Annotated in this window: 11 protein-coding genes; 8 read left to right on the top strand and 3 right to left on the bottom strand. The window is 66.1% G+C overall.

Annotation, left to right across the window (positions count from 1 at the left end; all coding sequences use genetic code 11):
• The first annotated feature begins 141 nt into the window (after positions 1 to 141).
• The 5 genes from U5A82_RS01795 (at position 142) to U5A82_RS01775 (ending at position 5366) form a co-directional block, all read left to right on the top strand.
• Positions 142 to 1263 carry an ABC transporter permease gene (locus tag U5A82_RS01795; RefSeq protein WP_326288179.1) on the top strand — a complete coding sequence of 374 codons (1122 nt, stop codon included), beginning with the start codon at positions 142 to 144 and terminating at the stop codon, positions 1261 to 1263.
• Positions 1260 to 2453, top strand: a complete 1194-nt coding sequence (locus tag U5A82_RS01790; RefSeq protein ID WP_326288177.1) for an ABC transporter substrate-binding protein — start codon at positions 1260 to 1262, stop codon at positions 2451 to 2453. The genes U5A82_RS01795 and U5A82_RS01790 overlap by 4 nt, the downstream gene beginning before the upstream one ends.
• Complete coding sequence (locus U5A82_RS01785; RefSeq protein WP_326288176.1) at positions 2450 to 3499, top strand: Gfo/Idh/MocA family protein; 1050 nt, start codon at positions 2450 to 2452, stop codon at positions 3497 to 3499. Before U5A82_RS01790 ends, U5A82_RS01785 begins: the two co-directional genes overlap by 4 nt.
• 24 nt (positions 3500 to 3523) lie before the next feature.
• The gene (locus U5A82_RS01780) at positions 3524 to 4252 is read left to right on the top strand and encodes an SDR family oxidoreductase (RefSeq protein ID WP_326288175.1); all 729 of its coding nucleotides are present in this window, start codon (positions 3524 to 3526) and stop codon (positions 4250 to 4252) included.
• A 61-nt stretch (positions 4253 to 4313) separates the two neighbouring features.
• Positions 4314 to 5366: a hypothetical protein gene (locus tag U5A82_RS01775; protein ID WP_326288173.1), complete on the top strand. Its 1053-nt coding sequence runs from the start codon at positions 4314 to 4316 to the stop codon at positions 5364 to 5366.
• A 246-nt stretch (positions 5367 to 5612) separates the two neighbouring features.
• Here U5A82_RS01775 and U5A82_RS01770 read toward each other — a convergent pair whose 3' ends face one another.
• The gene (locus tag U5A82_RS01770; protein ID WP_326288171.1) at positions 5613 to 7682 is read right to left on the bottom strand and encodes a beta-galactosidase; all 2070 of its coding nucleotides are present in this window, start codon (positions 7680 to 7682) and stop codon (positions 5613 to 5615) included.
• Positions 7683 to 7774: 92 nt separating this feature from the next.
• On the opposite strand from U5A82_RS01770, the gene U5A82_RS01765 reads away from it, so the two are divergent.
• The 3 genes from U5A82_RS01765 to U5A82_RS01755 all read left to right on the top strand — a co-directional run bounded on the left by U5A82_RS01765 (position 7775) and on the right by U5A82_RS01755 (position 12332).
• Entirely contained in the window at positions 7775 to 9652 is a 1878-nt protein-coding gene (locus tag U5A82_RS01765; RefSeq protein WP_326288170.1) for a beta-L-arabinofuranosidase domain-containing protein, read from the top strand.
• Positions 9649 to 10917: a ribulose-bisphosphate carboxylase large subunit family protein gene (locus tag U5A82_RS01760; RefSeq protein ID WP_326288169.1), complete on the top strand. Its 1269-nt coding sequence runs from the start codon at positions 9649 to 9651 to the stop codon at positions 10915 to 10917. The genes U5A82_RS01765 and U5A82_RS01760 overlap by 4 nt, the downstream gene beginning before the upstream one ends.
• A 116-nt stretch (positions 10918 to 11033) precedes the next feature.
• Positions 11034 to 12332 (top strand): four-carbon acid sugar kinase family protein, encoded by a 1299-nt coding sequence (locus tag U5A82_RS01755; protein ID WP_326288167.1) that lies wholly within the window; start codon positions 11034 to 11036, stop codon positions 12330 to 12332.
• Positions 12333 to 12411: 79 nt separating this feature from the next.
• On the opposite strand, the gene U5A82_RS01750 is transcribed toward U5A82_RS01755, so the two are convergent.
• The gene (locus tag U5A82_RS01750) at positions 12412 to 13680 is read right to left on the bottom strand and encodes an MFS transporter (protein ID WP_326288165.1); all 1269 of its coding nucleotides are present in this window, start codon (positions 13678 to 13680) and stop codon (positions 12412 to 12414) included.
• 15 nt (positions 13681 to 13695) lie between these two features.
• The gene (locus U5A82_RS01745) at positions 13696 to 14373 is read right to left on the bottom strand and encodes an aspartate/glutamate racemase family protein (protein ID WP_326288163.1); all 678 of its coding nucleotides are present in this window, start codon (positions 14371 to 14373) and stop codon (positions 13696 to 13698) included.
• Between the last annotated feature and the right edge of the window lie 3 nt (positions 14374 to 14376).

Raw genomic sequence — 14376 nt, 5'->3', positions numbered from 1 at the left:
AACTGATCGCCATTTGCGATCGCATCCTGGTGATGCGCGACGGGCGCGTGGTGACGCAGGTCGATCCGGCGCAGATCAGCAAGACCGACCTCATTCTGGCCGCCGGGGAAGCCGGGCGGATGTTTCCCAAGGAGTATCCGCATGAACGCGCAGACTATGCGGCGCATTTTCGGCCTGCGCGAGGCGGGCGTCTATTATGCGCTGGCGCTGCTGGTCGCGGTGCTGGCGGGGATCGCGGCCAGCCGGGGCCTGCCGCCCTATATTTCGGGGCAGAATCTGGGGAACATCGCCTATCAGGCGTCGCTGGTCGGCATCATGGGGGTCGCCATGACGGTGATGCTGATCACCGGCGCGTTCGACCTGTCGGTGGCGTCGGTGGCCGCCCTTGCCGCGGCCGTGCTGATCGCGCTGGCCGGGCAGATCGGCTTTCCGGCGGCGGCGGTTGCGGCGCTATGTACGGCGGGCGCAATCGGGCTGCTCAATGGCGCGATCGTGCAGTTTGTCGGGATCAACGCGTTCATCGTGACGCTGGGGACGCTGACGGCGGTGCGCGGGCTGGTGCTGATCCTGACGGACGGCCGATCGCTGATGGTGGACCGGCCCGATGTGCTGGCGCAGATGCTGGCGTTCGAAAGCGGGCGGATGCCGCTGTTCTGGCCGATGCTGGTCGTGGGGCTGGGCTTGCTGGGACTGGCGGCGACATGGCGGCGGACGCCGTCTGCGATCGGCGGCGTTGCCCTGGTCGTCGGCGCGCTGCTGGCGGGGCGTGAGGTGAGCGTCGCCGCGCCGGTTGTCTATCTGGCGATCTTTGCGGGCGTCATCGGGTTCGTGCTGCGCTTCACCGTGGTCGGGCGGCGGGTCTATGCAGTCGGCGGCAATGCGGAGGCGGCGCGGCTGTCGGGCATCAACGTCAACGCCTATCGGATCGGCGCGTTCGTCCTGTCGAGCGTGGCAGCGGGCTTTGCCGGTATCCTCTTCGCCTGCCGACTGGGCGCGATCAATCCGACCGCCTTGCAGGGGGCGGAACTGACGGTGATCGCCGCAGCGATATTGGGCGGCACATCGCTGTTCGGCGGGGCCGGGAGCGTGGTGAAGACGGTGGTCGGCGCGCTGCTGCTGTTCACGCTGACCAATGGATTCAACATCCTCAATCTGGGCGCCAATTATCAGGGGCTGATCGAGGGCGTGGTCGTGATCGCGGCGGCGGCCATCTATACGGTGGGCGCAGGACGGGCGCGGCGGCCCAAGGGAGGCGCGGCATGAGCAGGCCCACCCTGCGCATTGCGGTACGGCGGTTCGGGCCGTTCGAGAGCGCCATCGTCAAGCAGTTCGCGGATTTCCGCGCGACCGCCGGGATAGAGGCCGATATCGAGCCGGTCGCGATGGACCTCAATCCGCTGCATGACGCGATCATCGCGCGGCGGGGACTGGCGACCGGCGAATGGGACATCGCCTTCATGGCGACCGACTGGCTGGCGCAGGCGCAAGGCGAAGGGCTGCTGGAGGATCTGACGCCACTCATGGCGCGCGCGCCGATCGCCGATTTTCCCAACGCCTGGTCGCCGTCGTTGACGACGATGCAGCACTTTGCCGGGGGCTATTGGGGGATGCCCTACCATGACGGGCCGGAATGCCTGGTCTATCGCAAGGATCTGCTGGCCGAGGCGGGATTGGCCGTGCCGCAGACATGGGCGGATTTTCATACCGCCGCCCGTGTGCTGCATCGGCCGGAAGAGGAACGCTACGGCACGGTGCTGGCGCAGTTTCCCGATGGGCATAACGGATTCTACGATTTCTGCATCCATATCTGGTCGCGCGGCGGCGAGCCGTTCGATGCAGGGGGACGGCCGGATTTCCTGTCAACGCAGGCCCATGCGGCGCTGGACTATCTGCGGGCGCTGGCGGGGGATGCGCGCGCGGTCGCCCCGGGTGCGCGCGAGACGGACAGCGTGGCGTCGGGCATGTTGTTCGCGCAGGGCAAGGTCGCGATGATGGCGAACTGGTTCGGCTTTGCCGCCTATGCCGATACGGCGGAGGACAGCAAGGTTCGCGGCCTGGTCGACGTTGCCCCCCTGCCCGCCGGCCCCGGCGGGACGAGCGTGTCGCTGAACGTCTTCTGGGTGCTGGGGATCGGGTCGGGATCGCGCAACAAGGCGCTGGCCTGGAATTTCCTGCGCCATCTGGCGAGCGCGCCGATGGACAAGCTGACCACGACGGAGGGCGCTATCGGGGTGCGGCGGTCGAGCTGGAACGATCCGGACATCAATGCGACGATCCCCTATTATCACAAGCTCGACTGGCTGCATGCGCATGCCCGCACGATGCCGCCGACGCCGCATCTGGCCGCGATCAGTCATGTGGTGGACGATATGCTGGGCAAGGCGATGACCAGCGACGTGCCGACCGGCGCATTGCTGGCGCAGGCGCAAACTGCGGCGGAGGCGATCCTGTGAGGGCGCTGCGGCAAAGCTGGGCGATGCCGTCCGCTCCCCGGCCCATCGTCATCATCGGCGCGGGCGGGATCGTGAAGGACGCGCATCTGCCCGCCTATCGCAAGGCGGGTTTTGCCGTGGCCGGGCTGTTCGACACCGATGCAGGGCGGGCGAAGGCGTTGGCGGAGGCGTGGGACATTCCGCGCGTGTTCAGGTCGTTGGACGAGGCCGCCGCGCAGGACGCCGTGTTCGATGTCGCCGCGCCGCCGGTCGCGCATCGGGCGATATTGGCGGCCTTGCCCGAAGGAGCAAGCGTGCTGCTGCAAAAGCCGATGGGGCTGAATTTGGAGGAGGCGAGCGCGATCCGGGCGATGTGCCGGGCACGTGGCCTGATCGCGGCGGTCAATTTCCAATTACGTTATGCGCCGATGATGCTGGCGGTGGCGGACGCCGTGGCGCGCGGCGATCTGGGCGAACTGGTGGAAATCGAGGTGCATCTCAATCTGGTGACGCCCTGGCATCTCTTTCCGCATCTCAACGACAATGCGCGGGTGGAGATCGTGTCCCATTCGATCCATTATCTGGACATGATCCGGGCGCTGGTCGGCGATCCCAAGGGGGTGTTCGCGCGCAGTTATGGGCATCCATCCAGTGTCCTGGCGGATACGCGGACCAGCGCGATACTGGATTATGGGTCGACGTTGCGGGTGACGCTGTCGATCAACCATCATCATGATTTCGGACGGCAGTTTCAGGATGCGTCGTTCCGCGTCGAAGGAACGAAGGGCGCGGCGATGGTGAAGCTGGGCCTGCTGCTCGACTATCCGACCGGCGAGCCGGATGCATTGTGGATCGCGAAGAGCGGGGGTCCGTGGGAACAGGTGCCGCTGACCGGTGCGTGGTTCCCCGACGCGTTCATCGGGCCGATGGCGAATGTGCAGCGCTTCGCGGCGGGGGAGGATGCGCAGCTTGCCACCCATGTCGAGGACGCATGGCGCACCATGGCGCTGGTCGAGGCCTGTTACCAGTCCAACATGCAGCCCGGCACGGCGCTGCCAGGGGTTTAAGGCCAAGGGTTTAAGGAGAAACATATGATCGACCTGTCGGGCAAGACCGCCCTCGTGACCGCCGCCGCCCATGGCATCGGGCGCGCGTCCGTGCTGGCGCTGATGGAGGCCGGGGCGCATGTCATCGCGACGGACATCGATGAAGGCGCGCTGGCCGACCTGGCGGGCGAGCGGGTCGAGACGGCGCGGCTGGACGTGTTGAGCAAGGACGCCATAGATGCGGCGGCCGCCCTGACCGGGCGGGCCGATATCCTCTTCAACTGTGCGGGGGTGGTGCATGGCGGCACGGTGCTGGAGGCGTCGGACGAGGATCTGGACTTCGCCTATGCGCTGAACGTCAAGGCGATGACGCGGATGGTCCGCGCCGTTCTGCCCGGCATGATCGCGCGCGGCGACGGGGCGATCATCAACATGGCGTCGGTCGCATCCAGCGTGAAGGGCGTGCCGAACCGCTTCGTCTATGGCGTGACCAAGGCGGCGGTCATCGGCCTGACCAAGGCGGTGGCGGCGGATCATGTGGCGCAGGGCGTGCGGTGCAACGCCATCTGCCCCGGCACGGTGGATACGCCCTCGCTCAACGCCCGGCTGGCGGCGCAGGGAGATTATGCGGCGACGCGGTCCGCCTTCGTCGCGCGGCAGCCGATCGGGCGGCTGGGGCGCGCCGAGGAGATCGCCGACCTGGTCGTCTATCTGGCGGGCGCGACCTACACGACCGGGCAGATCCACAATATCGACGGCGGCTGGACGATCTGACGATGGCGACTTTTCTGAGCGGGCTGGCGCAACGGGCGTCCGGCCAATGAAGGATGGGGCTGTGAATCGACGGCATTTTATCGGCGCGGCGACGGTGGGACTGGGTGGCCTGGCGACCAAGCGCGCGTTGGCGAAGGGTGTGGGGGAAGACCCGATCGCGCCCTATCGCACACCCTATAAATATCCCCGGCTGGTGCTGGCGGGATCGGGCGTCAAAGGGACGTTCGACGAGAAGCTGGTCGATTGCCCGTTCGTCTTTTTCCACGAGGGCCGGTTCTGCATGACCTATGTCGGCTGGGACGGGACCGGCTATCAGACGGGGCTGGCCGAGTCCGACGATCTGGTCCACTGGCGGCGCAAGGGGATCATCCTGGCGCGCGATCCCGACGATCCGATCACCCGCTACAATATCGCGACGGCGTCGATCCTGCGCGAGAATGACCTGATGTCGCCGGGACGGCTGATCAAGGTGGACGGCCATTATGTGTGCGCCTGGCACGCCTATCCCGGCACCGGGTATGAGGCGGGGCCGGCGGTGATCGGGCTGGCCTATAGCAAGGACTTGATGCACTGGGAAAAGACGCCGCCGATCCTGTTTCCCGATGGCGGCGCGCCGTGGGAGGAAGGGGGGCTTTACAAGCCCTATCTGATGAAGGTCGGACGTACCTATTACCTGTTCTACAACGCCAAGACCAAGGGCGAGCCATGGCATGAGCAGACGGGCCTGGCGACATCCAGCGACTTAAAGACATGGACGCGGCATCCGGCCAGCCCGTTGCTGCGCAATGGAGCGAAGGGGGCGTGGGACGATCGCTTCGCCAGCGATCCGGTGGTGCTGCGGCATGGCGGACAATGGGCGATGTTCTATTTCGGCCTGTCGACCGATGGGAAAGCGCGGGATCTGCTGGCGGTCGGGGACAGCCTGACCGATTTCCGCAAGGTGGACGCCATATTGGTCGACGCCGGGCCGCCGGGATCGGTGGACGAGAAATTCGCGCACAAGCCGTCGATCGTCTATGCCAAGGGCGCGCTGTACCATCATTATTGCGCGGTGAGCGGCACATGGCCCCATGATGTGCGCGGGATCAGCGTGGCGCGGTCGATGCCCTGGTAAGAGAAGCCGCGCTTAACTTCGCACATTTCCCGCTGGTTTTGACATGAACTTGCGGGGGTAGGATATTTTCTGTCTTCGAGAATGGGGGTTGCCGGAAAGAGTGGAAGCGATTGTAGCGGCTGGATGAGGGGTAGGACAGATTGAGCCGGACCCCCACGGCTCCAACGTCGACGCCGGGATCGTGGTGGGTCTGGCGCGTTATGGCCCAAGATCCCAGCCTTCGCTGGGATGACGGATTGAGGCTGTTCAGCGAAGTTCAAACAGCGCCACGCCGTGCGGGGGGATCTGGCCGTTCGCCCATTGCCCTTGCGCCAATGTCGCGCCGGTCGGTGGGGTGAGCGGGCGGGCCTCGCTCCCGTGGTTGATGACGATCATCAGGCGCTTGCCCTTCCCTGCCCGCTCGCTGATTTCGAGGTCGGGATGGGCACCGGGCACCAAGGGCGCGACCTTCGCCTCACCCAGCAGGCGGTCGGCCAGTTGCTGCATCGCGGCGGGATCGAGCCATGCGCCGAGATAGGTGATGCGACCCTTCCCGACTTTGCGCGTCACCAGCGCAGGCTTGCCGTCGAGCCAGCCGTTCGGATTGTCGTAGGTGGCCAGCACGTCGACATCGCGCGCGATCGGCTTGATCTCCTCCGCCCAGACGGAGGCGGTGCCGGTGACGGCGCCCTTCACCCCGACCGCTTCGTCCAGCGCATAATATTGGTCGACCTGTGCGCCCAGCAGGTCGGCCAGCGGTCCCGGCTGGCGTTGGGGCCAGAGCGCGTTGGCGTCGTCCTTCATGCCCGATCGCGCGCCGAGCAGAAGCTGGCCGCCGCCGCGGACATAGGCGGCGAGGCGGTCGGCCTGCTTCTGGGTGATGACATTGAGGTTGGGCGCGACGATGAGCGGATAGGCGGACAGGTCATCGTCCGCCGACAGGATATGCACGCCCTGCGACCCGGTGCGCAGCGGACGATAGGTGTCGGTGAACGCCTTGATCGGGTCGAAATTCCTGTTGTGCCGTTGCAGGTCGATAGCCCAGCGGCTGTCGTAGGAAAAGAGCATGCCGACCTTGCCCACCGGCTGGGTGTCGGCCAGCAGCGGTACGGCGGTGGTCAGTTCCCCGGCGGTCCGGGCGATTTCGTCGCGGATCGGGTTGGGTTGGCCGTCCTGCCCGAGCACCGCGCCATGATAGACTTCCTGCCCGTTGGCAGGCGAGCGCCATTGCCAGTAGAGGACCGCGTCCGCGCCGTGCGACACCGCCTGCCACGCCATTTCGCGCGTCTGCCCCGGATCGAGCGAGCGGTTGACCGACGCCCAGTCGACGCGGCCGGGCTGCGTTTCCATCAGCCAGAAATTGCGCCGCTTGTAGCCGCGCACCAGATCGTGGTTCGCGCCGTTGGCGATCCAGTCGGGCCGCCCTTCCTGAATATAATTGTCCCAGGCGGCGATATCGAGATCGCGATGCATCTGGAAATGGTCGAAGCCTGCGTTCCAGAACATGGTGTTGGTGGTGATGAAGGCGCGGCTGTCGATCAGCGGGCGGATCGCCCGCGCCTGATTCTGGACATAGTCGGTCCAGGTGGCGCTGGTGAAATGTTTGAAATCGAGCAGCAGGCCGGGATTTTGCTGCCCGGTGGCGTGCAGGGGAATCTGGGCGAAATCGTTATAATGCTGGCTCCAATATTGGGTGGTCCAGCGTTGGTTGAGCTTGTCGATCGTGCCGTAGCGCGCTTTCAGGAATATGTGCCAGGCGGCGATAGATTCGGGGTCGAAGGACGGCGGGCCGACTTCATTGTCGATCTGCCAGCCGACGACGGCCGGGTCCTTGCCATAGCGTTTCGCCATTTCGACGGCGATGCGGCGGGACAGGTCGCGATAGCGCGCGCTGGCGAAGGAGAAATGGCGGCGGCCGCCATGGCCCGCGCGTGTGCCATTTTCATCGACGCGCAGCGTGTCGGGGTATTTTTGCGTGAGCCAAGCGGGCGGCGCGGCGCTGGGCGTGCCGATGACGATCATGAAGCCATGGCGCTTGGCGGCGGCGATGGCGCGGTCCATCCAGCTAAAGTCGAACTGGCCCTCGGTCGGCTCCATCGCGCTCCAGGCGAATTCGCCGATACGCACGGTGTTGAAGCCGGTCGCCTTCATGAGCGTCAGGTCGGTGTCCCAACGCGCTTCGGGCCATTGTTCGGGATACCAGGAGACGCCAACGGCGACGGCCGGTTTGTCCGCAAATTGGGTGGCGCGGGATTGATAGGTCTGCGTTTTTGCAGGAAGAGCGGGGGTCGCGACGGCCAGACAGATCAGCGACGCCGCCCAAAAACCCTTCACCATCATTCCCTCCTCTTGCAATTAGTCATATGATATTGTTAAATCGATCCATAGCGCAAGACAGCGTAGTTTAGCAAAGCAGAATCGGGGACAGGATGAGCCAGGCGCATCAGGATGGGCACGATCATGGGATCATGGACGCAACCACGGACGGTCCGGGCCTGTCGCGGCGCGGCTTCATGCATTGCGCCACCTGCGCGACCACTGCGGCCGGCGCGTTGGGTGCGCTGGGTGCGTCCGGCATGGCCTTTGCCGCCGCGACGAACGGACGGGGCAAGGAAGTGCTCAAGGAATTTCCCTATGGCGCGGTTCAGCTGACCGGCGGCATCGTCAAACAGCATTATGACCATATTCATGCCCATTATCTGGCGTTGGACAATGATCGGGCGCTCAAGGTCTTTCGCCAGCAGGCGGGCCTGCCCGCGCCCGGCCCGGACATGGGTGGATGGTATGACCGCGACGGCTTCGTCCCCGGCCTGGCGTTCGGCCAATATATGTCGGGCCTGGCGCGCATCGCCGCCACGACCGGCGACAAGGCGATCCATGCCAAGGTCGCCGCATTGGTGCAGGGTTTCGGCGAGTTCATCACCAAGACCAAGAACCCCTATGCCGGTCCCAAGGCGCAGGACCAATGGGCCGCCTATACGATGGACAAATATGTCGTCGGCCTGATCGACGCCTATCGCCTGTCGGGGGTCGAGCAGGCCAAGACGTTGCTGCCGATCACGATCGAGAAATGCCGCCCCTATATCTCGCCCGTGTCGCGTGATCGGGTAGGCAAGGTCGATCCGCCCTATGACGAAACCTATGTGCTGCCCGAAAATCTGTTCCACGTCGCCGAGATCACGGGCGACGAGAAATATCGCAAGATGGCGATCCATTATCTGCTGAACAAGGAATGGTTCGATCCGCTGGCGGCGGGGCAGGACGTGCTGCCGACCAAGCACGCCTATAGCCACACGATCGCGCTGAGTTCGGGCGCGCAGGCCTATCTGCACATGGGCGACGAGAAATATCGCAAGGCATTGGTCAATGCCTGGACCTATATGGAGCCGCAGCGCTTCGCATCGGGCGGCTGGGGACCGGAGGAGCAGTTCGTGGAACTGCACCAGGGCAAGCTCGCCGCGAGCCTGACATCGTCCAAGGCGCATTTCGAAACGCCGTGCGGCAGTTTCGCCGACATGAAGCTCGCCCGCTATCTGGTGCGCTTCACCGGCGAGCCGGTCTATGGCGACGGGCTGGAGCGGACGCTCTACAACACGATGCTGGCGACCCGCCTGCCCGACAGCGACGGCGGATATCCCTATTATTCCAACTATGGTCCCGCAGCCGAGAAACTCTATTATCACCAGAAATGGCCCTGCTGTTCGGGCACGCTGGTGCAGGGCGTGGCGGATTATGTGCTGAACCTCTATTTCCACGACGACGATGCGCTGGTCGTCAACATGTTCGCGCCGTCCACGGTCCTATGGGATCGCCCCGGTGGTGCGGTGCAGGTGGAACAGCAGACCAGCTATCCGGCGGAGGACACCACCCGCCTTGTCGTTACCGCGCCGGGCAATGGGCGCTTCGCGATGAAGCTGCGCATTCCCGCCTGGGCGAAGGGCGCGCAATTACGCGTCAACGGCGCGGCGCAGGGCGTGCAGCCGGGGACGTTGGCCGTGGTCGACCGGACGTGGAAGGCGGGCGACACCGTGGAACTGACCCTGCCGCAAGCCCTGCGGACGCTGAGCATCGACGACAGGAATCCCGACATTGCCGCCGTCATGCGCGGGGCGGTGATGTATGTCGGCCTCAACCCCTGGACCGGACTGGAGCAGCAGCCGATGCCGCTGCCGTCGGCCCTGGCGCCGGTGCCGGGGTCTGGTATCAACTATGCGATGGAGACGGGCGGCCGCAATCTGGTGTTCGTGCCCTATCACAGCGTCGGGCTTGAGCGTTACAACACCTATTTCAAGATCGCCCGCGCATGACGGACCGCGTTTATGCGACCTATGAGATCGAGACGGCCTTTCCGCTGAGCCAGGCGGCGGCGACCATGGCGGGCGAGCAGTCGACCGGCACCTTCGTCCGCGTGCCCGGCGAAACGGACGCATTGCGGGAAGCGCATGCGGCGCGGGTCGAGCAGTTGGTCGAACTGGGCGAGGTCGCGACGCCGTCGCTACCCGGCTCGGGCCTGCCCAAAGGCGGGGGCGATGGGAAGCGACGGCGGGCGCAGGTGACCTTGTCCTGGCCGTTGTCCAATTTCGGGGTTTCGCTGCCCAATCTGTTGGCGACGATCAACGGCAATCTGTCGGAGCTGAAGGCCTTTTCCGGATTGCGGCTGGTGGACGTGACTTTGCCGCCCGCTTTCCTGACCCGGTATCAGGGGCCGCAATTCGGGGTGGCGGGAACGCGCAAGCTGGCGGGCGTCTATCATCGGCCGATGATCGGGACGATCATCAAGCCGAGCGTGGGCCTGTCGCCGGAGGCCACCGCCGATCAGGTGCGTGGGCTGGTGGAGGCGGGCGTCGACTTCATCAAGGACGACGAATTGCAGGCCGATGGGCCGCATTGCCCGTTCGACGCGCGTGTGAGCGCGGTGATGCGGGTCATCAATGATCATGCCGAGCGGACCGGCAAGAAGGTGATGTTCGCCGCCAACCTGACCGGCGACATGGACGAGATGCTGGCGCGGCACGACCATGTGCTGCGCGAAGGCGGCACCTGCATCATGGCGAGCATGAACAGCATCGGCCTGCCTGCGATGAAGATGCTGCGCGCGCATGCGCAACTGCCGATCCATGGGCATCGCAATGGCTGGGGCATGCTGGGCCGGTCGCCCGCGATCGGCATGAGCTATATCGCGTTCCAGAAATTATGGCGGCTCGCGGGCATCGATCACACCCATGTGAACGGCATCGACAATAAATTTTGCGAGAGCGACGAAAGCGTGATCGCGTCGGCGCGCGAATGTTTGACGCCGATGTTTCTTGCGCCCCATCCCGGTTGCGAGATCATGCCGGTCTTTTCGTCCGGCCAGTCGGCGCGGCAGGTGCCCGCGACCTTTGCCGCGCTGGGTTCGACCGACCTGATCTTTGCGGCGGGCGGCGGGATCATGGCGCATCCCGGTGGGCCGGGCGCGGGCGTGCGCGCGCTGCGGCAGGCGTGGGACGCGGCGATGGCGGGCGTCGACCTGGCGGAGGCGGCAAGCCAGGACCCGGAATTGCGCGATGCGCTGGCGGCCTTTGCGGGCTGACGCGCCTTCACTATCCTAGGTCATCTCAGCGCGGGCTGGGTCTTGCGGGGCTTTACGCTGCCGCCTGAGATCCCAGCCTGTGCTGGGATGACGAGATATATTTCGGGATCATGGCCATGACCGATCTGCTCTACGCCTTTTACGGCGACGATTTTACCGGGTCGACCGATGTGCTGGAGCAATTGGCCGAAGGCGGAGTGCCCGCGATCCTGTTCCTGCGGCAGCCCGACGAGGCGCTGCGGGCGCGCTTTCCCGATGTGCGGGCGATCGGGCTGGCGGGCGACGCGCGCAGCCAATCGCCCGCATGGATGGATGCGCATCTGCCGGGCGCTTTTGCGGCGCTGGGCGCGGGCGGCGCGCCGATCATGCATTACAAGACCTGTTCCACGTTCGACAGCAGCCCCACGGTCGGATCGATCGGGCGCGCGCTGGAGATCGGGCGGGCGGCGCTGGGCGGGATCGTGCCGATCCTGATCGGCGCGCCGCATCTGGGGCGCTATCTGATCTTCGGCACTCTGTTCGCGGCGGCGGGGGGCGTGGTGCATCGGATCGACCGGCATCCGACTATGGCGCGGCATCCGGTGACGCCGATGACCGAGGCCGACATGCGGCTGCATCTGGCGCGGCAAACGAAGGCGCGGATCGCGCTGGCGCCCATTGACCGGATCGCGGCGGGGGATGCGGAGGCGCTGTTCCTGCGCGCGGTCGACGAGGGCGACGACGCGATCCTGTTCGACGGGATGGACGAAGCGAGCCTTCAAGCCGTGGGACAGGTCTTGCTGGCGCATCAGGGCGCGCGGTTCCGCTTCGCCGTGGGCAGTTCGGGCGTCACGCGGGCGATGATATGGGCATGGCAGGCGCAGGGGATCGTGCCGCCGCCTGCCGCCCTGCCCCGCGCTGGCGCGGTCGATCGACTGCTGGTGATGAGTGGCAGTTGTTCGCCCGTGACGGCGGCGCAGATCGGCGTGGCGCGCGGGGATGGGTTTGCGACGATCGCGGCGGATGTCGGCGCTTTGGTGGGCGGCAGTCCGGGCGAAGAGGACCGGTTGACGCAGGCGGCCGTGGCAGCGCTGCGCGACAATGGCCGGGTGGTGGTGCATTCGGCCGAGGGGCCGTTGTCGGACGAGGTCCCGGCGGCAGGCGCGGCGATTGGTGCGGCGCTGGGGCGGGTCAGTCGGGACGTGGTGCGGCAGACCGGGATCGGGCGGATCCTGTTCGCGGGCGGGGACACGTCCAGCCATGGTGTTGCGCAGATGGGGCTGGATGCGCTGGCCTGGGCCGCGCCGCTGGAACGGGGTGCGCCGCTGGTGCGCGCCTATTGTGCAGAGCCGGAACTGGACGGGCTGGAGCTGGTGTTGAAGGGCGGGCAGATGGGCGCGCCGGACTTTTTCGAGACGGTGCGGCGCGGGGGATAGGGCTGCCCTGCCCCGCGATCTGGGAAGAAAAGCGAAGGGCGTCGACAGGCTCAGCCCGAACGGGGGTTGGGTTTTCGCTTCAGATCGTCACCACCGGTTCCGCCGCAGGTCCGCTCTTCTGGTCGAAGCCCTTGGTGCAGTCGATCCGGGAGAACAGTATAGCCGCGATCAGCACCATGAGCGCCACGCCCTGCACCGGCAGACTGTAGTTGCCGGTCGTGCCGATCATATAGCCGATCACCACCGTGCAGACGAAGCCGCCCAGATTGCCCGCCGTGTTCATGACGCCGCTCGCGGTGCCGCCGTAACGGCCACCGATCGACATGCACATCGCCCAGGCGGAGGGCAGCATCAGGTCCATGACGCCGAAGGCCGCGCCCGCCAATATCACGATCAGGATCTTGCTGGTGGCGAGGCTCATCAGCACCAGCAGGATGGCCGTGATGGTGAGGCAGGCGCTGGCGATGCGGCTATAGGCCTTGCGGATGCCGATGCGGTCGGCCAGCCGATCGCAGAGCACCCCACCCGCCAGATTGGCGACGATGCCGAGCAGGAAGGGGATGGAGCCGTACAGTCCCATTTCGGCCACGCTGAAATGCGCGCCATTGACCAGCCAGGTGGGGAACCAGTTGAAGAAGAACCAGCTGCCAAAGGCATAGAAGCAATAGGCGAGCGCGATCAGCCACAGTTGCGGCAGGGAGAGGAGCTTGCGCCAGGGGGTGCCGCTATGGCCCACGCGGTCGTCGCTGCCGATTTCGGCCACTTCCTGCGGGGTGATGCCCGGCTGTTGCGACGGGCGGTCGTGATAGAAGGCGCGCCAGGCGAGCGCCCAGCCCAGGCCGATGATGCCCAGTGCCAGGAAAACCGCGCGCCAGCCAAACTGCGCCTGTAGCGGCACCAGCAGCAGCGGGGCAAGCGCGCCGCCGAGGCGACTGGCGGCCCAGATCACGCCCTGCCCCCGCGCCCTTTCGCGCGCGGGAAGCCAGCGGTAGAGGACGCCCGACATATTGGGATAGGCCCCGGCCGCGCCGAGGCCGAAGAGGAAGCGCGCGCCGGCCAACTGCCAGAAATTGCGCGCGAACGCGGTGGCGGCGGTGAAGAAGGACCACCAGAGCGTGATCCGCGTCAGTTCCTTGCGATAGCCATGTTTGTCGCCCAGCGCGCCGGACGGCACTTCGAACACGGCATAGGCGATCACATAGGCGCCCAGCACCCAGCCCCATTGCTGGGGCGTGATGCCCAGTTCCTTTTGCACGGCAGGGCCGGTGACCGCGATCGCCATGCGATCAAGGAAGGTGATGACCGACAGGATGCCGAGCAGCCCGACGACGGCATGACGTTTTTTCACCCCCCTATTCTCCCTTTATGCGAGGCTGGCGAGGATATCGCGGGCGCGCTCGACGCCCAGTTCCGGGCTGGTGAAGACCGGCGCCGCGACGGCGCCCGGTGGCAGCGCGGCGAGCGCGCGGGCCATGGACGCCTGGGCGAAGAGGATGGCGTCCATCTCCGCCATCCGGCCGGTGAGCGCTTCGCCGACGATCCGATCATGGGTCGCGCCGTCACCCGCCATGACGGCGTCGAACGCGCCTTCGCAGACATGTTCGACGATCTCGATCCGGTGGCCGCCTTCCTCCGCGACGCGGCGGACGAGCGCGGCGGTGGGGGCGAGCGTGGTGGAGAGGGTCGCGAGGACGCCGACGCGCTCGCCCCCGGCCACGGCGGCCGCGACCGCCTTTTCCGCCATGGGGCGATCGACGCGCAGGACCGGCTTGTCATGCAGTTGCGCCGCGATATCGACGGCCGGGCCGATCGACGAACAGGTGACGAGCGTGGCGTCGGCCCCGGCGTCGAAGGTCGATCCGACCAGATCGATCAGGCGACGCATGGTGGATTTTTCCAGCTTGCCCGCGGCGATCGTGTTCTTGATCAGGCTTTCGTCCACGAAATGCAAGACGCGCACGCCGGGGACGATCCGCGCGGTCAGTTCGTTGAACAGAGGACTGAGCGTCGGGCTGGTATGAAGCAGGGCCAATGTCTGCATGAT

The sequence above is a fragment of the Sphingobium sp. CR2-8 genome, from assembly GCF_035818615.1.
Classification (GTDB): Bacteria; Pseudomonadota; Alphaproteobacteria; order Sphingomonadales; family Sphingomonadaceae; genus Sphingobium.
Note: the sequence above shows the minus strand (reverse complement) of the source record. Positions and strands in the feature narration are given on the sequence as shown.

Bases quoted from the DNA above. Each gene is read 5' to 3' on its own strand.
- U5A82_RS01765 (WP_326288170.1), top strand. From the start codon at position 7,775: ATGAGCCAGGCGCATCAGGATGGGCACGATCATGGGATCATGGACGCA.
- U5A82_RS01770 (WP_326288171.1), bottom strand. From the start codon at position 7,682: ATGGTGAAGGGTTTTTGGGCGGCGTCGCTGATCTGTCTGGCCGTCGCG.
- U5A82_RS01795 (WP_326288179.1), top strand. From the start codon at position 142: ATGAACGCGCAGACTATGCGGCGCATTTTCGGCCTGCGCGAGGCGGGC.
- U5A82_RS01780 (WP_326288175.1), top strand. From the start codon at position 3,524: ATGATCGACCTGTCGGGCAAGACCGCCCTCGTGACCGCCGCCGCCCAT.
- U5A82_RS01760 (WP_326288169.1), top strand. From the start codon at position 9,649: ATGACGGACCGCGTTTATGCGACCTATGAGATCGAGACGGCCTTTCCG.
- U5A82_RS01790 (WP_326288177.1), top strand. From the start codon at position 1,260: ATGAGCAGGCCCACCCTGCGCATTGCGGTACGGCGGTTCGGGCCGTTC.
- U5A82_RS01755 (WP_326288167.1), top strand. From the start codon at position 11,034: ATGACCGATCTGCTCTACGCCTTTTACGGCGACGATTTTACCGGGTCG.
- U5A82_RS01745 (WP_326288163.1), bottom strand. From the start codon at position 14,373: ATGCAGACATTGGCCCTGCTTCATACCAGCCCGACGCTCAGTCCTCTG.